The 21,725-nt window shown below is 63.7% G+C and carries 18 protein-coding genes and 2 pseudogenes; 12 read left to right on the forward strand and 8 right to left on the reverse strand.

Going from position 1 to position 21,725, the window contains the following annotated elements; translation table 11 throughout:
* Positions 1-257: 257 nt before the first annotated feature.
* The gene (locus tag ACLIVD_RS17315) at positions 258-581 is read right to left on the reverse strand and encodes a hypothetical protein (protein ID WP_280782264.1); all 324 of its coding nucleotides are present in this window, start codon (positions 579-581) and stop codon (positions 258-260) included.
* 142 nt (positions 582-723) lie between these two features.
* On the opposite strand from ACLIVD_RS17315, the gene ACLIVD_RS17320 reads away from it, so the two are divergent.
* From ACLIVD_RS17320 to ACLIVD_RS17335, 4 genes are all read left to right on the forward strand, one after another.
* Positions 724-936, forward strand: coding sequence for a hypothetical protein (locus ACLIVD_RS17320; RefSeq protein ID WP_280782263.1), 213 nt, complete (start codon positions 724-726; stop codon positions 934-936).
* Between the two features lie 241 nt (positions 937-1,177).
* Positions 1,178-1,768: a nitroreductase family deazaflavin-dependent oxidoreductase gene (locus ACLIVD_RS17325; RefSeq protein ID WP_283331640.1), complete on the forward strand. Its 591-nt coding sequence runs from the start codon at positions 1,178-1,180 to the stop codon at positions 1,766-1,768.
* Between the two features lie 664 nt (positions 1,769-2,432).
* Positions 2,433-2,813 carry a hypothetical protein gene (locus ACLIVD_RS17330; RefSeq protein WP_283331639.1) on the forward strand — a complete coding sequence of 127 codons (381 nt, stop codon included), beginning with the start codon at positions 2,433-2,435 and terminating at the stop codon, positions 2,811-2,813.
* Positions 2,814-3,822: 1,009 nt separating this feature from the next.
* A complete protein-coding gene (locus tag ACLIVD_RS17335) occupies positions 3,823-4,077 on the forward strand; it encodes a hypothetical protein (RefSeq protein WP_283331638.1) in 255 nt (84 codons plus the stop codon).
* Between the two features lie 274 nt (positions 4,078-4,351).
* Here the strand turns inward: ACLIVD_RS17335 and ACLIVD_RS17340 are convergent, their stop codons facing one another.
* From ACLIVD_RS17340 to ACLIVD_RS17355, 4 genes and pseudogenes are all read right to left on the reverse strand, one after another.
* Positions 4,352-4,813 (reverse strand): WhiB family transcriptional regulator, encoded by a 462-nt coding sequence (locus ACLIVD_RS17340; protein ID WP_283331637.1) that lies wholly within the window; start codon positions 4,811-4,813, stop codon positions 4,352-4,354.
* Between the two features lie 570 nt (positions 4,814-5,383).
* Positions 5,384-5,458: pseudogene (locus ACLIVD_RS17345) on the reverse strand (hypothetical protein); the annotation flags it as partial.
* Positions 5,459-5,519: 61 nt separating this feature from the next.
* A complete protein-coding gene (locus tag ACLIVD_RS17350; RefSeq protein ID WP_283353470.1) occupies positions 5,520-5,741 on the reverse strand; it encodes a DUF1206 domain-containing protein in 222 nt (73 codons plus the stop codon).
* Positions 5,734-6,972 (reverse strand): annotated as a pseudogene (locus tag ACLIVD_RS17355) (fatty acid desaturase family protein). The gene ACLIVD_RS17350 and the pseudogene ACLIVD_RS17355 overlap by 8 nt, the downstream one beginning before the upstream one ends.
* 197 nt (positions 6,973-7,169) lie before the next feature.
* Between ACLIVD_RS17355 and ACLIVD_RS17360 the strand changes: the two are divergent.
* The 6 genes from ACLIVD_RS17360 to ACLIVD_RS17385 all read left to right on the forward strand — a co-directional run bounded on the left by ACLIVD_RS17360 (position 7,170) and on the right by ACLIVD_RS17385 (position 16,645).
* Entirely contained in the window at positions 7,170-7,901 is a 732-nt protein-coding gene (locus ACLIVD_RS17360) for a TetR/AcrR family transcriptional regulator (protein WP_283331960.1), read from the forward strand.
* A 1,192-nt stretch (positions 7,902-9,093) separates the two neighbouring features.
* Positions 9,094-9,795, forward strand: coding sequence for a DUF998 domain-containing protein (locus ACLIVD_RS17365; RefSeq protein ID WP_491932767.1), 702 nt, complete (start codon positions 9,094-9,096; stop codon positions 9,793-9,795).
* A 482-nt stretch (positions 9,796-10,277) separates the two neighbouring features.
* Entirely contained in the window at positions 10,278-11,648 is a 1,371-nt protein-coding gene (locus tag ACLIVD_RS17370) for an MFS transporter (RefSeq protein WP_491932769.1), read from the forward strand.
* Positions 11,649-14,417: 2,769 nt separating this feature from the next.
* Positions 14,418-14,795 (forward strand): serine recombinase, encoded by a 378-nt coding sequence (locus ACLIVD_RS17375; RefSeq protein ID WP_283353467.1) that lies wholly within the window; start codon positions 14,418-14,420, stop codon positions 14,793-14,795.
* A 737-nt stretch (positions 14,796-15,532) separates the two neighbouring features.
* The gene (locus ACLIVD_RS17380; RefSeq protein ID WP_283331631.1) at positions 15,533-15,658 is read left to right on the forward strand and encodes a hypothetical protein; all 126 of its coding nucleotides are present in this window, start codon (positions 15,533-15,535) and stop codon (positions 15,656-15,658) included.
* A gap of 732 nt (positions 15,659-16,390) precedes the next feature.
* Positions 16,391-16,645: a hypothetical protein gene (locus ACLIVD_RS17385; RefSeq protein WP_283331630.1), complete on the forward strand. Its 255-nt coding sequence runs from the start codon at positions 16,391-16,393 to the stop codon at positions 16,643-16,645.
* A 71-nt stretch (positions 16,646-16,716) separates the two neighbouring features.
* Here ACLIVD_RS17385 and ACLIVD_RS17390 read toward each other — a convergent pair whose 3' ends face one another.
* The gene (locus ACLIVD_RS17390) at positions 16,717-17,361 is read right to left on the reverse strand and encodes a PAS and ANTAR domain-containing protein (RefSeq protein ID WP_317567828.1); all 645 of its coding nucleotides are present in this window, start codon (positions 17,359-17,361) and stop codon (positions 16,717-16,719) included.
* A gap of 252 nt (positions 17,362-17,613) precedes the next feature.
* Between ACLIVD_RS17390 and ACLIVD_RS17395 the strand changes: the two genes are divergently transcribed.
* On the forward strand, positions 17,614-17,766 hold the full coding sequence (locus ACLIVD_RS17395) for a hypothetical protein (protein ID WP_005570150.1): 153 nt from the start codon (positions 17,614-17,616) through the stop codon (positions 17,764-17,766).
* Between the two features lie 726 nt (positions 17,767-18,492).
* Here the strand turns inward: ACLIVD_RS17395 and ACLIVD_RS17400 are convergent.
* Both ACLIVD_RS17400 and ACLIVD_RS17405 read right to left on the reverse strand, forming a co-directional pair.
* Positions 18,493-19,137, reverse strand: coding sequence for a TetR/AcrR family transcriptional regulator (locus ACLIVD_RS17400; RefSeq protein ID WP_095869555.1), 645 nt, complete (start codon positions 19,135-19,137; stop codon positions 18,493-18,495).
* Between the two features lie 147 nt (positions 19,138-19,284).
* Positions 19,285-20,703: an MFS transporter gene (locus ACLIVD_RS17405; protein ID WP_317567829.1), complete on the reverse strand. Its 1,419-nt coding sequence runs from the start codon at positions 20,701-20,703 to the stop codon at positions 19,285-19,287.
* A gap of 259 nt (positions 20,704-20,962) precedes the next feature.
* Between ACLIVD_RS17405 and ACLIVD_RS17410 the strand changes: the two genes are divergently transcribed.
* Positions 20,963-21,388: an acyl-CoA thioesterase gene (locus tag ACLIVD_RS17410; RefSeq protein ID WP_206016764.1), complete on the forward strand. Its 426-nt coding sequence runs from the start codon at positions 20,963-20,965 to the stop codon at positions 21,386-21,388.
* Positions 21,389-21,725: the final 337 nt, after the last annotated feature.

A 21,725-nucleotide genomic window follows, 5' to 3' on the forward strand; every position in this document is an offset into this window, starting at 1 on the left:
ACTTTCCGCCGAGCCGACATAGGACCGCACGGATTCCACACATGCGAGCAGGTCCGCGGGTCCTGGTCGCGGGCCGGCCGAGTACTCGGTCCCACCAGTCGGCGAGCCGGGGCTGGGGTCGGGCCAGATGATCGGATCGCCGCACAGCCCCGCACCGACCAGCGGCCACGGTCGGTGAGCGGTCCGGACGCGTCGCTTGTCGGAGCGGTGGCGGATCGGCGGGCGGGGGCGGGATGCGTGCCACGGTGCGCGGAGTCTTAGTCGCCGATGTAACCGGTCTCGGGATTGATCTGGCCGAGGAAGTCGCGGATCGATTCGCGATGCTCGTCAATCGTGTTCGGCTGGAGCGCGGCCGACGGAGTGTTCGCTCGGTCTTGAATACCGGAATAGGCCACGCGTTGAAAGCTGGAGAATCCGTACCCTTTGTTCGGTCCGGATTCCCAGTCGTAGTCGCAGGCGCCTGGTTCCTCTGGACGTAGTCTCACAGTGAAAACCTCGCCATCGACCGTCAACGTGAACGGCCCATCGTCAGCCGTCGGTCGACTGTGACCTGCGGGCTCGTCGTGATCCTCGGTACGCATGAACGAATCTTCACATGCGCCGAGCTTGTCGGATCGAACGTTTGCCCACTCCTGCTCGAAGTGGAAGTGAGAATCGCTAACCTCACTGCATCGCGCTGGTGAGAGCAAGAAGGCGTTGTGGCTCCGTAAACAGCGTCAAGCGATGACCATCGATGACGACCAGCTCAAAGGCGCACTCGCAGTCATCTATCGACTACCGGACCAGTCGCCGGAGGCGATGGAGGATTGGGTGCGGACCCAGTACCTCGAAGACGGCCGGGACAAGGGCTATGCCCGCGAGGGCACCGAAGACCCGCTGTGGTTGCTCGCTGCCAAGGCGCACACTTATTACGGCGACCTGAAACAGGCGGGCTGAATCACATCTGCGGCCGCGCCTCACCGTAGTTGTCAGCCGCCTCGAAGTGCATCGAGTCCACCACATCGCTTTGCCAACCGGAACGGTAACTGCATCGTTGACCGGTTCGCGATGAGCACGAACGTCCTCAGACGTACCAGTCCGTGGGTCGTCCGGCTCGCGCACGTATTAGCTGCGAGCGGCAAGGACGATCTGCGATGCTGGTCAGCACCGACTGCGCGGAGACACGAGAAGGCTCAAGATGGCAGAAGCCCCAAGTAACGGTTCCGCATCGGGTGACAAGGCGGTGACCGTCTGTGCCGCCGCCATCCGGGACGCGGCCACAAGCCAAGCACCGAAGCACAGGCAGCTGCTGCAATCGGCCAGGGGCGGACGCATCCTGAGCAAGATCATGCTGTGGGTCTTCGCTGTCTCGACACCACCCGGGCACGGAGTCCTCACCACCACGGGGCGCAAGAGCGGCAAGCAGCGCCGCAACTACGTTCGCGCCATCCGGCGCCAAGACAAGGTGTACGTGGTGATGCTTCGCCCACCCACCCTGGCTATCGAGCGACCTCTGGCCGTTTCATCCTGGGTGTGGAACATCCGCGGCAACCCGAAGGTTCACCTGCGACTGCGACGCCGAACATTTGCTGGCGTCGCGCGAGAGATCAGCGACCCGACCGAACTGCAGCAGGCAAGAGACGCGATCTGCGAGACGGTTCACCTCATTGACTTCGGCGAGTGCCGGCTGCATCTTCGCGGGCGACCCTCCCGGGCCAAGATCAAGGATCTGCACCGCTATTGGTTCGACACCGGCATTCCACTCGTCATCGAACTCGCAGACTACTGAGGGCAGTAGGCATCCGCCCGCACCGCAATAGTGCATCTACACGGTGCCGGGGTTGGCAGGGATTTCGGAGAATGAGTTCAGTTGTGCGGAAGCAACGAATCGGGAGCGGCCAGCGCCCTCTGCCATGACCCGCTCCCGAATTCGTCCGGTCATGGATCGGCAACCGGGACTGAACACCGTGGTCCAGGTCGTCACAATCACACCGGTCCTACGGCTTGCTCGCCGACGTGTGCATTCCGCGCCCGTGCTCGGCTGAGGAATTCGAAAACGTAACAGACCAGTCGGTCCGGACGATCAAGGTGCCAAGACTAGATAACGACCACAAGGAGCGAGAACGATGGGTTCGTCTGGAATCGTCACCGATTTGGTCGCCTGGGATGCTGAAAGTTTTCTGAACGGGGCCGGGTGCAGTCGGCAGCGAGGTCGATGGTCAACGACGCCTGCTCGCTCCTCGGCCCTAGACCTTCCGAATCCGGCCACTCGACGCCGGACAACATCCGTGGCATATCCGTAGTCACTCTTCGCATCGACCCTCGTCCGGGCCCAGTGGATTCGTACAAGAACAGCAACGTTGTATCACCTTGCACGATGAGCGGGCTGTCGGTCATCGGACGGGCCACCGGGACTGCCCGGAACCAGACATATTGCTACTGAAAGGATCTCCATGAAGAGAGCAATCGTCGCTGCAGCACGCGTCACGGCCGCCCTCGTATCGGGGCTTGCCGTCGCAGCGATCATCGGGTCCGGCACCGCCCATGCGGACCCCCAAGCTTGCGTCATCCAGCGGGATGCCTTCAGTGCGACGGCAACCTGCCACGACACCGGTGCGCCCGCTGGTAGGGAGTACGCGCTGATCGTCGACTGTTGGGGCCTTCACGGCATTCCCAACGCCTTTCCGTTCTATGCGGTAGGGCCCTTCAGCCAGTCCACTCGCTCATTTGTGCCGACAGGTCAGGCCACCGGGGCTTGCGGCACGAATTGGGGTGCCCCCTCGTTGAATGTCGGCGTGATCACCAACGCCCATGTGGAGATCTATCGCCAATAGCAGGTACTAGCGACGCAACCGATCCACATCCCGGTATCGACATCGCCGAGCGCGGTTGTCGGTATGGCGATGGATTGGGTCCCGGAAGGGGAGATGTCGACTCTCAGGAACCGGCCATCGACGAAGGACTGCCAGCGACCGCCGAGGATCGCTGGCGGGATGCGATGGAGGACCAAGATCTGAGTCGACCACCGGCCGGCCGTCGGACGCTGTCGACGCTGGAGGCCAGCTTGCCGATGCGGATCTGAGCGTCAAGATCGGTTTCAAGCCACGTCGCGAATCTTGCACAACGCTGTGGCCAATCCGACGGCGATTGGTTTTGCAGTGGTTTGGCGCGCCATTTCAATGCCTTTGTCCCTCTTATGCGCCCACTCCACGTCCAGTAGGCAATGCCCGCCTCGGTCGAAATACTCTACTCCACTGTATGCACAAAGAATGACAAATCGGGCGGAATTTTTGGCGGAAAGTACGTCGTATCCCTACGGATCCCCCTCGCATCCATGGCGGGTGTTGGGAGTAGTCGGGGCCTGGGAGCGCGATATCCGCCGCCCCCCAGATCAGCCGCGGGCAGCGTGACTTGGGTCCCCAGAGATGGTGACTCGCATTCGATAGCTTCCGACTCGCCGCGAACGGAATCGTACGGGCGCGGCGACGCGAAGAAGTTCACGGCGAGGGTGGGGACGGGGCTCAGTGGAGGCCTTCGCGGAGCCGGCCAGCGGGGGAATTCCGATGTTTCGGAACGGATGCCCACGGGCACGCCGGGAGTATGACGACCGAACACGGAACGACGCACCACTCCGAATCCGGGTCGGCGGGGGACTGTCCGCTTCCGCCTCTGAGGTCCGGTGGCCGCTTGCATATCGTCGAAGGGCGGCCGTGGCGGCGGGCCCTCGACTGTGTAGTGGCCGGCGGTGGGGAGGGGAGAAGGCCATGGCACGGGGTAACGAACCCCCATGATCTGGATCTGCTGCTCGTTGTGCTCTCGACAGATCCCCGCATGGTGTTGTGCGTGGACGTTGTGGACGGAGAGGCGGCCGACCGCGGTGGCAATATCGTAGTTTGTCCTTCCGCGACGGTGTTATTCCGCCACGGCATCATGTTCGATGCTGTGAAAAAGCGTTCAGGACTCAATGTTCGGATGTATGAAAGTTACCGGGGGGCGGACGCGCATTCGATATTGGACGCACTCGACAAGGAGTATCACCTCGATACACCGTGGTTCACCCCCGCGCGGTGGCTCGATGGCCACGGGGTCGACTTCTAGCTGGGTGCCGGACGGGACTTCACCGGCATCCTCCGGGTTGATTGTCGGCTCTCGAAGGTTCGTGACCGGTTTCGCTTGCTTAGCTTGAACCCGTCGCTGGATCGGTCTCGTCGAACCGTGTCTCAAACCTTCAGCCCGCCGCTGTGCCTTCGATCAGAGTTCGGCGACGTCACCGTCTGTGACCACGGTATGGCTCAATCCCGCTTCGGAACCGATTCCGGCTGAAAGGGGAAGTGCGACACTTCAACGCAGGCGGAGATCCCGGCTGTCTGAGCTAGAACACCGTGATCGTGCCGGTGGGGCGACCCCTCAACGCCCCACCGGTCTGCGAACGGTCGGTCGCTGAAGAGTCAATGTCGACCGTCGCATTGGCGGGACCGGCGCTCACGGGCCGCGGGTGCTGGGAACCGAGTGGTCGGCGCTCACCGCGGCGGAGTCGCTTGGTGTGCCTTCGTCGGTCCGCTTCCGTCATACCACCCCACACACCATAGGGTTCACCCACAGCGAGCGCGTGATCGCGGCACTGCTCGAGCACGGGGCAGGGCAGGCAGATCTGCCGGGCCTGCGCTTCGCGCCGGTCGCGGGCGTGGCCGCGTTCGGCGTCGGGTGAGAAGAACACTGCCCAATCGTTTCCAAGGCACGCGGCACGCGCCTGCCAGTCACCGGAATCGCGGGGGACGTTGTCCCTGCGCGTGGCGGGATCGTCGAGGGGCGGCGAATGCGGCATCTTGTTCATTTGAACACCGCCGGCGTCGTGGGACCCGCACGGCGCGGACGGGCCGCAAGGCGGGGTTCCTGCTGCTCTCTCCGGCCGTCAACGGTCGATTGCCGGGACAGGACGTGCTCGGCTGCGTTGGCTACGCTGGCGTGGTTGCGGCGGGCAATGTCGAGGAGAGCATCAAAGGCGGCGTCCTGGCTGCAACCATACTGTTTGGCCAGGAGTGTTGCCGCGGCGGACAGTAACAGTGCGTCCGCGTTGTCCGAAGGGTCCCGTCCGGCTACCGCAGAGGTGTCAGTTGGCACGGAGAGTCCTTTCGCTGCATAGGCGGTCCAGGCGGCCCGGGCGGCCACGCATCACCGCCGGCGCGGCGGGTTCACTCTTCAGAGTCGTCGGCGAGACGCTCAGAGAACACCGACATTCACCTAGTCATACCTAGGCCGCGTCGTACCTGTCGGGACGACCCGAGACGAGACTCCACAAATTTGGAGCGGCGACTGTGACAAGGCACGTCGAAGGTCTTCGCGGCGGGCTGGTTGTCGAGCGCGGCAGGCGCCTCGCGCGCCGGCTTGCTGCGGCTGTGTCCGACTACATCTTGGCGTAGCGGGCCATGGCGAAGCTGTAGAGGCCGTAGGTGATGATGCCGAGGCCGGCCGCGATGAGGAGGGCCGCTCCGTAGGGTTGGGCGCTGACGGTTTTGAAGGCGCCGTCGAGTCCCGAGGCCTTATCGGGCTCGGTCGGCGGTGCCGGCTGCGTCGCCGAGGGCGAGCCGGATCGCGATGTAGCCGATGATCAGGTGCACGATGCCGCTCACGACGAACCCTGCGCGGGCGAATCGTTCGAAGAAGCTGTTCTGGGCCACCCGTCCTGCGGTAGAGGACGAGTTGTCGTGCGACGCCGGCGAGGAGGTGGCGGCGTGTGCCGGGGAAGGTGTGGTGTCAGGCATGGCGATCGTCCGATGTTGGTGGTGTCGACCGTCGGCGGGTGCGACGGTGAGTGGGCAGGGCTCGTAGGGCTGTCCGGAGCCCGATGCGGGAAGCCGGGGTCGATTCGATCGGCTCACGCACGGTGCGGAATTTCAGTTCGGAGGCCGTCTCGGGGGCGTCGTCGACGGTCGCGCGCAGAAACCGTTCGGGCAGTGCGAGTTTGAGGATGGTGTGCAGTGTCTGCAGGTACTTCCCGGCCAGGGAGCCGGTGGTGTATGGCAGGTCGTATTTCTCGCACAGTGCTTGCACCTTGGTGGAGATTTCCGCGTAGCGGTTGCTGGGGAGGTCGGGGAACAGGTGATGCTCGATCTGGTAGCAGTGGTTGCCGCTGAGGAACGCCAGCACCGGGCCGGCCCGGAAGTTGGCCGCGCCGAGCATCTGCCGCAGATACCATTCCGCCCGCGTTTCGTTCTCGATTTCGGCGAGGGTGAACTTCTCGGCGCCGTCGGGGAAGTGCCCGCAGAAGATCACCACGTACGCCCATACGCTCCGCAGCAGGTTCGCGGTCAGGTTCGCCGTCAGCGTCCGTCGCCAACGTCGTCCGCTGAGGGCGGGGAAGAGCAGGTAGTCCTTGCCGGTCTGGCGGGCAATCTTCCCGAGCAGCGCGCGGGTCTGGGCGGATTTCTCGGCGGCGGTGCCGGCCCGGGTCTGCTCGGAATACAGGTCGTGGAGGGCGATGCCCCATTCGAACATGGCCGCCAGCAGCAGGTTCCGCAGCGGTTGCAGCAGATGTTCCGGTTTCCAGGGTTGGTCGCGGGTGATGCGGATGACCCCGTAGCCGAGGTCCTCGTCCATTCCGACGACGTTGCTGAACACGTGGTGGCGGTAGTTGTGGGAGTAGCGCCACTGTGATGACAGGCCGGCCATGTCCCATTCCCAGGTGGTGGAGTGGATTTCGGGATCGTTCATCCAGTCCTATTGGCCGTGGGAGACGTTGTGGCCGATCTCCATGTTCTCGACGCTCTTGGCCACCGCGAGAGCCGTCGTCCCGAGAACCCACCCGGTGGTGGTCCTGCTGCCGTGGATCACCAACCGGGCCGCGGCATCGAGTACCCGCTGGAGGCCGATGGTGCGGCGGATGTAGGCGGCGTCGGCCTCGCCGAGCGACTCGGTGACGTCCCGGCGAATGCTAATGAGTTCGTCGCTGAGTGCCTCGACGTCCGCGTCGTCCTTGATATCGGAGATGGCCATGGTGTGCTCAGGTTCCCGACGAGCCCCCGTCCGGAACCTGGTGGTGCCCCGTCCGGTGCGGCCTCACGGCCGGGTCAGTAGGTCGACCCGACGCCGCTGATCACCGGCACCAATATCCGATGTGTCAACACTGTAGGTCTACTACCAAGCCCTACGGCAAAGGCCTACAGTTGAAAGCGAAGAAGGAAGTGTTTCTGATGGCCAAGGCCCCCGCTGATCGCACGACCCGCTCCGGCAACGGTCAGGTTCCGGACAGCGGCCCGATCACCCGACAGCGAATCCTGACGGCTGCACTCGAGATCATCGACCGCGACGGAATCGACGCACTGTCCATGCGTCGCCTCGGCAAAGCCCTGGGCCGCGACCCGATGACCCTCTACCGTCACGCCCCGAACAAGGCCGCGCTCGTCGACGCCGTCGTCGAGCGCGTCCTCGAACAACTCGAGGTCGACACCGACGACGGCGACTGGGCAACCCAACTCCGGGAGGTCGCCCGGGGCTTCCGCCGGTTGGCGCTCGACCATCCCCACGTGGTCCCGCTCCTGGTCACACGACCCCTGTCGACCCCGCTTGGGCTGCGCCCCCTGGGAACACTGCGCCCGCTCGAGAACATCCTCACCCTGCTTACCCGGGCAGGTTTCACCGCGACTGATGCCTTGCACGTGTACCGGGCCTTGTTCGGCTTCCTCCACGGTCACGTCCTCAACGAGCTCCAGGAAATCGTCGAAAAACCCGACGAGCACGACGACCTGCTGCGCTTGGGCCTGCACCGGCTGCCGATCGGAGACTTCCCCCTCCTGCGCGGCCTCGCACCCGTCTTGGCGTCGTACGACGGCGCCGCGGAACTCGAACGCGGCCTCGACATCTTGATCACGGGACTCACCGCAACGCTGCCCCACCCCGGCAGCCCCGCCCCTACTGTGAGCTGAACCCAGACCATGGACGAACCTTTGTTGCACCCTCCAACGCGCAGCAGTAGTGGCGAGGACGTGCCCGGCGCTGCCGCAGAAGAGGTGAACGCGGATAGAGACGGTGCCCTCACACCGTCGCCCCGGCTGCAGCTTCGCGAGATCATTCGCTGTCGTGGGGCGCGCTGGTGGTGGTGGGGCTGACAAAGAATGTGGTCAACCAAATGGTTGAGGGTATTGCGCGCCAGTACTGGTGATCGATATGGGGAAGAGTCGCCCCCTGGTCATGCGTGGACCTCGTTCGTTCGGTTCGAGCTCGGATCGGCCCCCGGGGTGCCTGGCTGGTCACCTTCTCCCGTCATCACCACCCATGCCGCCGACGGCGTGGGACCGTATGCCGATGAGCGTGGCCCCGGAGAACTGGGCGGACTGGCTGGACCCGACGGACAGCCTCGGACATGTACCCGGTGTCCAAGGCCGTCAACGACGTCAGCAACAACGGCGCAGACCTGCTGAAGCGATCGCAGCGGAGGACACCCACTGACCACGGTGGCGCCCCGCAGGCCCGTCGTCTCGGCGGACACGCCCGCGTCGGAATACCACCGGTAAGGCCGCTGTTGAAGGCTATGACGGTGGCGCCCATACCCCGGGTACCACACCAGAAAAGTCGCTGCGAGCGACCACTTGCCGAGAGGCGATATGGCGTCACTGTCGCCCCTGACCGGGTAAGACCCACATTGCGTAGCGTTCCCGGAAGGGACGAGGAGCCGCTGACGCCGGGGAAGGTGCCGGCGGCTTCCCTTTGCCTTCTCACCCGGTGTCAGTTGCGGGGTGGAACTCGCCGCGATGCCTCGAACTGCGCAATGCCCGTGTCCGAGGGTTGGTGACTGCAAGGGAATGTCCGAGCCGAGCCGAGAGCGGATCCCCGGCAACTGCCACTGGATTCACAGCGGAGGCTGACCGGATCTCGAATTCAAGGCCATCCTGTGACCACATACAGACATTTCGGACAGCATCCTCAGGGTCGGGCAGTAGAGTTACGGATATCATCCGGGCCGGTCCGTTCCGGCCTCGCTCGACACATCTCGTTCGACGGAGAGAATGCACCATCAGCAATCCACACCGCGCCGGAACATCACCGAGAACCCACAATCTTCGCCACGCAGCAGCTGGCACGGCCTGGGTACTTTCGTTCGCCTACTTGTTGGCGGAGGTGTTCACCGCGGCGGCGTGGAGCACGCCTTACAGCTACGCGCAGGACTCGATCAGCTCCCTGGGCGTGACGACCTGCGAAGTCGGATCCTGCTCACCGATGCACGACGTCATGAATTCGACGTTCGTCGCGCTCGGGGTGCTCACCCTCCTCGGTGCACTGTTTCTTCATCAGCACATAAGAAGTGGCCGGGAGAAGAAGTGGATACTCTCGCTTGCCGTGATCATCGCGGTCAGCACCGCTGCCACCGGACTGTTTCCGGCGAACGATGGAACGATCATCCACTGGTCGGCCGTGTTGCCGGGCTTCGTGGCGCGCCACGTGGTGCTCGTGCTCATCGCCTGGCATATGTGGAATGAGAAGCGGCTGGTCGCTCTGTGGTCGGCCCTGTGCGCACTCGTGGGCCTAGTCGGCGCCGGCCTCATGCTGGGACAGGCGCTCCATTTCGGCCTGGGGGAGCGTCTCGCTCTCTACCCGCTGCCGATGTGGATGGCCGTGACCGGCATGGCGGTCCTGATGGCGCTGGCACGCCGCACGGTGTTCCGCAATGTCGAGTTCTCGCTGCGTGCTCTCCACCCGCGCACCGCCACTTCGCGGCCAGCTACCGCGACAAATTCCATGTGGCGGTCCCTGGGCCGACATCCGGTCTCTGTCCCTTGGAAGAGGGCAGCACTGTCGAACAACCGCACGGTACGGCGATGAACGCCTGCCGCGCCACGCTCGACACGTGCAGGGCGGGTCCGTGGTCGGCACGAACGAACACGCTGTGAGTGTCTGAACAACCGACACGCGAGAACCTCGACTGGCGAACACCGGCACAGGTTCTGCCCGAGATTCTGGCACCGTGAACCGACAGTGTTGCGACCACCGCTTGAATGCGCCGTACTCTCAGTTTTGACCCCCTGCGCACTGATCTTGACGCGAGTCGAGTCGGGAGAGACGAAGGATGTGGAAGATTGGGCTGAGATTCGTCGTCTGCTTCGCAGGGAAGAATTGCCGATTCAGGTGGGACAGTCTTCCTGTCTATGCCGACGACCGTGATCGCCGCCTGCCAGGGCTTGCGCCGGGTGTTGTTCGCTGATCCTTCGGTGCCCTGACTGCGTGGTGACGAACCGGGACCGAATTGAGACCGCCCCTAGGGCGACTCGCCCAGGCGTGGGAGGTCGATCCGTTATCGTCTACGGATGAGCGATGACGCGACTCCGTCCAGTCCAACCCGCGCTCCGACGAGCACCCGGCGGGCGGTGCTCAACACGATGAAGGGCTCGGCAGGAAACCTCGTCGAGTGGTACGACGTGTACATCTACACGGTCTTCGCCACGTACTTCGAGGCGCAGTTCTTCGACGAGAACGACGCCAACTCCACGCTCTACATCTACGCGATCTTCGCGGTCACCTTCGTCATGCGACCGGTGGGGTCCTGGTTCTTCGGCCGGTTCGCCGACCGTCGTGGCCGCAAGTCCGCCCTGATGCTCAGCATCACCATCATGTCATCGTGCTCCTTCGTGGTGGCGGTCATGCCGACGCGCGAAATCATCGGGTATTGGGCGGCGGTGGTTTTGGTCCTCGCTCGGCTTGTGCAGGGATTCGCCACGGGTGGGGAGTACGGCACCTCGGCGACGTACATGTCCGAAGCGGCGACCGCGAACCGGCGCGGCTTCTTGTCGTCTTTCCAGTACGTGACCCTCGTGGGCGGCCACGTGCTCGCGCAGTTCACGCTCCTGATCGCGCTCAGCGTCCTCGATGTCGAGGCGTTGGAGGATTGGGGATGGCGGATCGGCTTCTTCATCGGCGGCATAGCCGCACTGGTCGTGCTGTGGATTCGGCGTTCGATGGACGAGTCGCTCAGCGAGTCGCATCTGAAGGCCATCCGTGCGGGTGAGGACCGGACGGCGGGTTCCTTGACGGCGTTGTTCACCAAACACTGGCGTCCGCTGCTGCTGGTGTTCCTCATTACCGCGGGTGGCACGGTCGCGTTCTACACCTACAGTGTCAACGCGCCGGCGATTGTGAAATCCACCTTCGGGGCCGACAATGCGCTGACGGCAACGTGGATCAACCTGCTGGGGTTGATCTTTCTGTTGCTGCTGCAGCCGATCGGCGGCCTCGTCAGCGACCGCGTCGGGCGCAAGCCGCTGCTGATCTTCTTCGGTGTGGGTGGTGTCCTCTACACCTATGTGCTGCTCACCTTCCTTCCGCAGACCACCTCGCCGCTGATGGCGTTCGCGCTGGTCGCGGTCGGCTACGTCATCCTCACCGGGTATACCTCGATCAACGCGATCGTGAAGGCGGAGCTGTTCCCCGCCGACATCCGTGCCTTGGGTGTGGGCCTGGGATATGCGCTCGCGAACTCCATCTTCGGCGGTACGGCGCCGGTGCTTTTCCAGGCGTCAAAGTCGGCCGGTCACGTCGGTTGGTTCATCTTCTATGTGACGGTAGTGATCGGGGTCAGCTTGCTGGTCTACATCTTCGGGCTGAAGAACAAGGCGGTCACGGTGCTCGATCGCGAGCAGGGGAGCGCTTGGGCCGTGCCCGTGTCTTCAGGTCCCCGCTGAGCTGATTCCCGCGGTCCGGGTTCCGGGAGATCGGTGACGGCAGTGCTGGCCCGTGCTGGCCGAATAAGTGCCCGGCCGGCGCACCGAGCCGCTCGGTTGAAAATGGCAGCAGTTTGCGAATGGCAGTCCCTGCTCGTGGCGGAAAGAAACAGCCGCGAGTGTCGCGCCGGAACCTCTCGGTCGCCATCGTGCCCCGTGCAGGTGTCCTGAAGGTCGGGTCTATTCTGATTCTGGACGGGACGACCGACTCGCCATCACCGGCGGTGAGATGGACGGTCCGAAGTCGGAAAGGTTGTTGGCCTCTAGGCACTCTCGCAGAGTAGGCGTCATTTCGCGGCGAGGCGGAGCTGTGCGCCACAGGTCCGTCTCGAATGGGAAGATTCGCGCCGTCGACGTTCGAGATCCTTGACAGGCTTCACGGCGGGCGAGGCCAGCGGCGGCGAGACCGGTCTCGGTATCGTCAGTGTCCCGGAGGGGCGACGACGTGCGACACCCTCGAGTAGGGCGACAGCGCCGATCGCGGTGACAACCGCCACGGTGAGCCCCCAGCGCTGTAAATCCTCCAGCGATGCCGCGCCGGCCGCGTGAAGCGACGTCGCGAACAGCGCACCGGCGGCCGCGACCGCAACGAGCGTGGACCGCCGGTCTCGGGCGGAGGCGGCAGCGTGGTGCAGGAGACTGCTTTCAGCACTGTCACACAGCTTACCGAGATCGGTATGTAGGAGAGCGATCTCGTCGGCGGTGCGGTGGACCAGCGTTGATCGAAGGTGTGTCGATGCGATCCGTGGCGGGCATCGATGTGCACTGGTGAGATGTGTTTGCAGAAGCCGTGTCTCGATCATCCGTGTGCGGGCCGCCGCGATGTCGCCGAGGCCCGCGAGCCCGCCGCGTTCGCACAGGTGGCGGCGGTTGCGCAGGAGCGATAGTACGCGGCGGTGGTCCGCCGAGTGCTGGGCGCGGAGGGCGACCCAGCCGATGAGGCCGTAGAGCATGTTACGGGTGCCCCGATCGAGGTAGTCGGGACTGGTAGCGGTGGCGCCGAGGTCGACGGCGAGGACGCGGGCGTCCTCGCGAATCGCGATCCCTGACCCCGGACGCCACGGCCTGTCGGTGAGCGGGGCCCGGTGCCAGCGTAATAGTCCACGGTAGGAGGGGGACGCGGCTTCCGTGCAGGGTGTGGTGCTCGGTTCGTCGAACCAGTCGCCGTACCGTATCGACCCCGTCGGTGTGGACCTCGATGACCAGGCCCTCGACGGTGTCGCGATCGGTCCGGGGAGGGCTGTGCATTGTCAGGCTGCGCAGCCGTCGGTAGACCTCGGATCTGGGCAGTCGGGTGTCCAGTCGCGGGAATACGTCGATCGGGCTCGCCTCGGGCGTCAGTCCGAAGGGTCGAAGAAATGCTTCGATGGCGGTCCAGAATTCGGGGCTACCGTCGCCGCGGAGCGGGTCATGATGTCGGTCGATCAGACCGCCGGTGCGGTCGGGGGCAAGTTCCTCGCAGGCCAATACGAGTCCGTTGCCAGGAACCTCCCACAGTGACAGGCACGTTGCCGGTGGGCCGACGTACGGGCGTTGCGGGCTGTCAGGCGCGCGCTGGTTATCGAGTGCGATGCCGAAGGTTATCGGTGGACTGCTGCGGTCGACGATGTGTCGGAACGCCAGCAACTGTGCGTGGGGTCCATCGTCTCCGGTGGTGGTGGGGGCGCTGATGCGGGCAGGCAGGAACGGTTCGACATAGTCGACCGCGGGAACCGGGACCGGGTCGGCGCTTTCGGCGATATCCAACGGCAGCAGGATGACCCGCAACGTTGCCTGGCGTTTCCTCGACGACAGTGAGGTCGGGTCAGGCCGTCGGGTGACGAGTCCCGGACGATTCATTTCTGTTTCATAGTTTCTCGACGGTCCGGCACTGCTGTGCCGACCCTGAGGGTCGGCACAGGAGACAGTGATCTCGCCGGATGTTGTGTGAGTTGCTCTTGTCTCGCTCAGCCTGACTTCTTGGGAAACATGTCGTCCCGGCCGCTCCCGGCCGGGACGACATGCCAGAGGCCGGAAGTTGGCCCCCCGATCAGGTGGTCACACGCAGGGCGAACCGAGAACTTATGGCGTGTCTCCATTGAACTTGTCAGGGTCGTGTGAGTCTTGTTCGCTCCTATAGGAAATCGGAAGAGTGCAGCGGTGATATCGTCACGCCGAGCCGGTCTCTTCCGGGCTGCTCCTTCTGCTGTGGGCGCGGGTCAGGCTTTTTGGCTGTATTCCCGGGCAATATCGTCAATCCTCAGGCAGTGAAGAGGGTGGCGTGGTGTGTTGATGTCAGTTATCCTTCAGCTCTTACGCTTTCGGTCGAATTGGGTCGACTCGAGGGCCCTCTCTCGCTTCTCCGCTCGGCGCTCCTTGAGGGTACGTGCAGACTGTTTCGAACTCTTGACGGCGGATTTGTCAGCCATTGTCGGTCCTTTCCGAATCGGCAACCGCGAACTGGCTTCGACCATACCCAACAAAAGAAATAAGTCCAGTTCAGCGGCCGATATGGGGCGGCTCAAGTACAGGCGGGTCGTGACGGCGGGGTCGGTTGGAGCATCGTCACCGGGTTGTACCTCCTATTGGAGATGCTCTACGTCTCAGTAGCGTGCACCCCGATTTTCCTGCAGTGGCAGTCAGAGCTTCCGAGGTGCAAGGCGCGCAGTAAATTTCACGAAGCTTGCGTATTTCCTGCCGATGGCTATGGTGCAGGGCAGCGTTAGTGGCATCTATCTGGAGGACTGAAATGTGAGTGCAGCTACCGATCGTCAGTGGGCGGTTCGTGACGCTGTTCTGCGTTGGCTTCTAGCGAAGACAGCGGGGGGCTATCGCAGCCCGATTCTAGACGCGGATGCCATCGGAGCAGAAGTCGGGTGGGTGGCCTCGGCGCTCACCCACGACGAAGTGTCCGACGCCTCGATGTTTCTCTTCAAGGAGAACTTCCTGACAGGCGTGCCGGTAATGGGGATCGGGATTCCACGACCGATGCTGACTGTTGCCGGCCGTCGGGTGGCCAAGACCGGCAAACCTCTGAGGTCCAAGGACGACGCCCACGAAGTGAAGTTGCGCCAGCGTCTGGCGGCCCCGCTTGGGCAGGCATCCGTGACGACGGCGGTAGTGAAATAAATGAGAGAACGACTCGGCCGGTCAACCGTTGGGCTCTGCACCGTCGTCGGGGCACGTTGCGCCGACACCGACGAGGTCACCAGTCCGGTGGTCCCCTGCGGTAGGTGTCCGCGTACGCGCACCCTGCGGCGCGAAGGGCAGACCGCATCGGTCGATTCTTCATAGTTTGAGTTTCGGTACGGCGTGGCCCGTATGTCGGCGACGTGCGGCAGAGATTCATTGGCACGAAATCTAGAGCAATAGCAGGATTCACTGGAATGCTATTGGGGGAGTAGGTGCTCCGGAGGTCGTAGTGTGGGTGCTGGACGGATCGGTCGATGGCGGGCAGAGCGGCTCACAGTTTCGCCGGTCCGTCGCCGTTCCTGCGTTCGTGGGTGGGCACGTTGTTCTGGTGAGGGTGTAACGGCGGCGATGACCCGCGGTCTTCTCGTGGGATGACTGCATGTTCGTCCGTGATCTGACCGATTGCACTCGGAGCCAACCAACTGATTCTAGACGAAGGCGGGAATCGTCCACCATGAGTACGACATCCGACCACAGGGCAGCGTCGACCCTCGCCGGTGCCGGGTCGATCAGTATCGCGGAGATCAAAGTTCCTACCCGCCGCGATCTTCGCTGACGACAGCGTCACCTCTTCGCCCTCGTTGCCGAGCTATGCCGGATGCGCGAATTGTGCTATACCACATAATGATCCGCACCCGGACCCATATTGGTCCACCCCGAGGAGGGCCTGTCCCGTGAACCTCAATGTCGCCCTACTGTTCCTCGTCCTCGCCGGCGGAATCGGTGGCACCGCCGCCATCCAGGCCGCGTTGCGCCGTTCAGCCGACCACGGTCGGCGCGTGTTCCATGTCGACGGCTGATCAACTTTCTCGGCTTCAAGCTCGCCAGGGTCGAGAAGGGTAGAGGTGGTGGCCCTAGAAGTTGTACCACTCGATCGTGGGTGCCGATCGGGCGTCCTGTACGGAGAAGTCATCGCGCCCTCCAGCAGTATGACCGGGAGTGGGTCCGCTGGTTCAACGCGGACCGATTGCTCTCATCGATCGACCACTTGTCGCCGATCGACTACGAGACGCGCCGCCGTGGACAGTGCCCCATCGCTACCTCCATCCCGGAGGTGGCCTGAACGACGTCTCCACTCGACCGGGGTCGTTCTGGAGGGTAGGTCCGCATAGCTTGGATGGAGTGGATGGATGGATGGAGAGAGAGGGGTGTTCACCTATGGCGAGCAACGGTGCGAGCCTGGGTACCTCCACGAACTGACTGGGCGGTAATCACGCGTAAGAGGGGCTACTAATCACACCTGATTCCGCTGCTGCGGGCACGCGCACTCCATGCGAACGGGTGGTTGCTGCAGATCGTTCTGGTGGGCGCAGTGCCGGCGGGGGAGTGGAGTGAGTGCCTCACCGTCAGTGTTCGCAGCGTCTCGGCAAAACGCCAGCTGAGGACAATTTTTGCTCTGCAGATCGCTTTCGGAGCACCTCGACCGGCGATTCCGGGCAGGTGGGACGGAATATGCCGTGCCGAGGGTGTTACCACGGCACTCGGGCCGGCGCCGCGGTAACAGCACAGCTGGTGATCGCGAAGTTGATCTTGTGCGGACATTGATATTGATCGGAACGGCCCTCGGACTCGGCGCGGGCCTGGTGTGTACCAGCTTGTTCGCCTGGTGGTTGTCGTACCCGGTGCGCTTCACCACGGGGTACGTCGGGTCTGGCGCCGGGCGCATGGAATCGGTGGACCCCATCCCGTTCCTGGTGGCCGGCCTGATTATCAGTGCGTGCCTCGGCGCGGCCGCCGGTTACGCAGCCGCCCACCGCGGCTGGCGGCTGATACGACACTGCGCCTGACGTCCGTGTGCTTGATCCGGACATTCCGGTCCCGGTTCTGCGGGGTGACGACCCCGACCCGGGGCCGTCACTTACACCGGGCGCGGGGCTCCTTCGTGGGCGGTGAGCAGAAGGTGGTCGAACTGGGTGCGCAGACTCGCGCCGGATTCGCACTGGCCGAATCCGGCGACGATCTGTTCGGCGAGGATGCGTAGCCGGGTGTTGGTCTGCTGGGAGCGCCAGATGAGGATGTCGAACGCCCGGTCGGCGGAGATACCGTAGACCAGCATCAGCGCTCCCTTGGCCTGCTCGATTACCGCCCGTGACTGTTCGAGTTCGGCGACAGCTTCGTCGACCGACTCCTTCACTTCGTCGCGGTAGGAGTCGGTGAGGTCGATGTAGAACCCGGTTGTGCCGACCACGGCACCGGTGTCGTCGCGCAACCGGTCGCCGACGACGACGACCTGGTGGACGTTGCCGGTGGTGTCGAGGATGCGGTGTGTGCTGCTGAAGGGTTCGGCGGCGCTGATCATCCGGTCCAGTAGCCGCGCGACATTCGAGTGGTCCTCGGGGTGTTTGTGGGAGAGCAGCAGTTCGGTGGTCGGGACGATCTCACCTGGCTGGTACCCGTGCATCCGGGCGACGGCATCGGACCATTCCCACCGCTGCCCGTCCAGGAAGAATCGAAAACTGCCCACCCGCTGCGGTTCCCCACCGAATACCTGCTCTGAGTTCACGTCCTATTTCTAGCGCATCGCGGTAGCCGGAGAGTTGCCGTGGTCCCGTGGCCGAGACGGCCTCCGGCCGCATCGCGACTCGGCGGCGCAGAAGGCGTCAACTGTGCTGCGGCAGGGAAGGGTTGGCGCCGACAGGGTCGGTGAGGTACAACCTTGACAGCAGAAAATGTGAAGCGAGTCACATCACTGTGACAGAGGTGCACACCAACAGGGTGTGCCGAGTCCGCAGACACGATGAAAGGCAGGGCGCGCATGACCACAGCCTCGATGATTCCGGCGTCTTCGATCACCTCGCCGCCGCCGGTGCGGCGCAGCGGCGGCATGAGCACCGCGGAGATCAAAGCGAGGATCGAGGCCATGTATGCCGACGACCGACGACCGGTCCACCAGACGGGTCCACGCTGACACATTAAGGGCGACAAAAATGAATGTGCTGCTTCTGCTGGGTTTGCTGATCACCGCGTTCGCTGTAGTGCTGGCGATGCAGACCGACGAGCAGTCCCGCTCTCGGCACTGAACGGCGTGAAATTATCGTGCCTAGTGCGCACACCATGAGTGACACGGAGCACTCGAGACCAGGACGAAGGTTTGTTGGAGGTGGTGTAGGTTCTCGAGTTCGATGTCAGTCGTCTCGATTTCGTGTCAGCAGCGTGGCAGTTTCTCAAATTGGTGTCAGCAAGGATGTCTAATCCTGCAAGTTGGCTCAGGTCCGAGCGTTTCTCTGGTTGTCGACAAACGCCACGGTCGACCTGGAGGTCGAGAATATTGACGAGATCGCGGGATCCTCTGATAACCCGACCGTGAGAATCCGCGGTTCGGGCCATTCCGATTCCGGCAGAGCAGAGTTGACCAAGACCAGGGCGCCACTTGAAATTCTCACCCCAGGTCCAAGCGTCGGCTTTCAACGATTCGTTGGCGCAGGATACTCGGCGAGGAGGGTCGAGCCCTTCGTGATGCTGAAGTCCGGCAGCGCCGTCCGACGGGCAGGCGCTGACCGAGTACGCCAATCAGTACCGGCCGCTACAAGTCTCCCTGTACGTTCCACTGGTTGCCGAGCTCCCGAGGGGCGCCACCGGCAAGGTCCTCGAGCACGAACTGCGCCGCGGCTGAATTCGATCCGGCTCATCGCCGCTACGGCGGAGAGATGAGCCGGATCACCCCATCGAGTATCTGCTCGATCTTGTCTGCGCCGAAGTTGTGGGGCTCGAGGGGGGCGATGATCGCCAACCCGTCACCCATCGCCCCGATTTGATCGACGAGGATCACCGCGGATACGTCATCGCGGATCGTGCCGCGCCGCTGGCCTTCCCGGACAACGTCGGCGAAGCGCGCACGATAACTCGCGTATCGCCGAGCGATGGTCTCCCGCAATTTCGCGTCGAATTGCGTATTGGCCAGCAGTTGCGACATCACATGGGAGAATTCCGGTTCCCCGACCGACATTTCCAGCCATTGCTGCAGCAGTCCACGAATGTCTGCCTCCGGTGCGACGGCGTCGAGCAGTGTGTCGTACCGGTCGAAGCGGCTTTCCGCGAGCGCGTGGACGAGGTCGCTCTTGTTGGCGAAATAGTAGGTCACCGCCCCCGTCGTATATCCAGCGCGTTCGGCGACTTTTCGAAGCGACGCTCTGGCGAACCCCTGCTCGGCGATGACGCTGGTTGCCGCTCTGAGCAGCTCCGCCCTCTTCTCCTCGTGATCGCCTACCGGGCGCCCGGGTCCTCGCATCGGGCGTGCCGTGTGTTCGGCACCATCCGGGTCGTTCGTCTGCGTCAGCATGGTCCCATCATCACATCGACGCCGCCCTGGATCGACCCGCAGGCATCTGCACGGTGCCGAGCAGCCTTCCAACGTGGTTTCAGTTCCTGGCGACAACGGGCCGCCGGGCCTTTCCAGACCGGGCGGCCCGCTCGTACGCGACTGTGGTCAGTCGGCAGGTCGCAACTCGCACGCCGAGACTTCTTCCAACGACTTGTTGGCCGTCTTCGGGCCGAACCCGAACACCGTGATCGCGGACACGATGTACACCGCGGCTGCGCTGATCATCAGGCCCGACCGGTCGAGACCCCATTCGTCTGCGCTGTAGATGGCGGCGCCGAGCACGCCCGAGAGAACGCCACCCAGTCGGCCGAGACTGAAAATGACGCCGGTGCCCAGACCTCGGGCCTCGGTGGGCATTGTTTCGGGAATGTAGGCGTAATAGACGGAAAACACGACACCGGTGAGAATGCCCGCGGCGCCGCCCGCGATGGCGACCACGACATTGCTGGTAGCGAGGCCGAGCGCCAGGATCGGGAGCGCCGAAGCCGCCGACGACCAGAGAATGAGCGTTTTACGCTCCATCCGGTCGATCAGCAATACGGTGACTAGTGGAGTGAGCGCATACACGAGCGACCAGACGAATTGGAGTGTGTAGGCGTCGGTCTCGGAGTATTGCAGCGAATCGATTAGCACATAGACCGACCAATTCTGATACATGTAGAGCCCGAGCGTGGCGCCGAACCAACCGAAGCCGACGACGGCGACCAGCCGGAGCATTTTCTTGTTTCGCACCAGTTCGCGCAGGGTGTATTGGGTGCCGGTTTCGATGCGTACGACGGGCTCCGGCAGCGGTTTACCGGCGTGCCGGGCCCTGCCTTCGAGGTCGGCGACCTGCTTGTCGGCGGCGTCGAGATCTCCTTGTCCGACCTGCCAGCGCACCGATTCCGGGAGCAACAGACGGACGGCGGGGGCGATGAGCAAGCCGATTGTGCCGAATAGGAACAGGTAGCGCCAGGTTCCCGGCGCGCTGTTGGGCAGCATGTACAGCGACAGGGCGCCGAGGATGGGGGCAGTGAGAGTGAAGGCGATCGTGGCGATGGCGACGAAGCGTCCCCGCGATTTCGACGGGAACATCTCGGCGATGTACACGAGCAAGACCGAGGTCGCCGCCTGCACACCTATGCCGGTGATGATCCGGGAGACCAGGAGCCAGGAGTATTCGGGCATTGCCGCCGACATCAGTGAGGCGAGGGAGTAGACCACTGTCGCCCACACCAGCACCGTGCGGCGTCCGAACCGGTCGGCCAGTCGCCCGCCGATGAGCGCGCCGACGAGCATGCCGACGAAGAAGGCGCTGCCGATGGTGCCGATCTGGCCGGTGGTGAGATCCGCGTCGGATTGCAGTGCCGGTGCGATGTAGATGAAAAGCCCGTTGTCGTAATACTCGATCATCAAATTGATCGCGATGAGGGCAATCCACAGGATGTGTGGTTTCAATACCGGGAGCCGGTCCAGTCGGGCGACGATTTCGGGCCCGTACAGGGGTGGGCTGACACGGTCGGAAGTGGTGGGCTGCTGTGTCAAGGTGTGCTCACTGATGTCGATCACACCGTCGCGGTGTGATGGGGATGGAGGCGTCGACACGTGGGGGACGCCTGCGAGCGGAACGGTCTCCCTCGCCGGGGCTCCGGCCCTCTGCTCTTAGGGTGACGCACGCCACATTATCGACTCACCATGATTAACGCAACAGTGGTTATGTAAACTCCGAGTTGCCGGCCGCGGAGGCCGGCCCGTCATGAGCTGGTCGGCGGGCGGACCCTGAGAAAGTGAGCAGGTGAGGTGGATGGACACATCGCAGGTCATCGGAATTCCGTTGCGTTGGAACGACGTCGATGCCTATCGGCACGTCTCGCACATGGCCCTGGTGGCAATCCTCGACGATGGCCGCGGCCGCTGGCTCGACAGCGTCGTCGGCTCCCTGGTTCCAGACTGGGGGTATGTCGTCGCCCGGCTCGAGCTGGACTTCCGGGCCCCCGCCTCACTTGGCGAACGGGTGCTCTGCGGCTCGTTCGCGGTGGAGCATGTCGGCTCGTCGAGCATCCGGCTGCACGAGCGACTGACGACCAATTCGGGCACGGTGGTGGTCGAAGCTGTCAGCGTGATCGTCGCCTGGGATCAGGACCAGGCGGTCGGCCGCCCACTGACCGGTGAGGAGAAGGCGGCGCTCACTCGCGAAATAGCGCCAGCTCACGGGCCCCGAAATTTCTGACGACATAGTTGTGCAAACCGTCCTGGTTTACCGCAGTGATCTGCGCACCAGGGATTCTGATTCGGTCGCCACGATGTGGGGCCGAACAATGACTGCCATCGCCGACCCGTTCTTTCTGCTGTCTGGGGGAGTTCACCGAAATCTTGTCCGACGGCACGGCGGTGATCGTGCGACTCACCGAGGAATTGGCGACCTCAGCCCTTCTCTCAGTTCAGCGCCGTAACACCGTAAATGTGTGGGTGTCGGGTTCGGGCGAGGTCGAACTCGCGGGTACCGGAGCCGATGCCAGCTGTGAGCCGTCGCTTCGGTCCCGGCCGATCACCCATCGGCTGCGTAG

It is taken from the genome of Rhodococcus sp. G6(2025) (genome assembly GCF_058628105.1).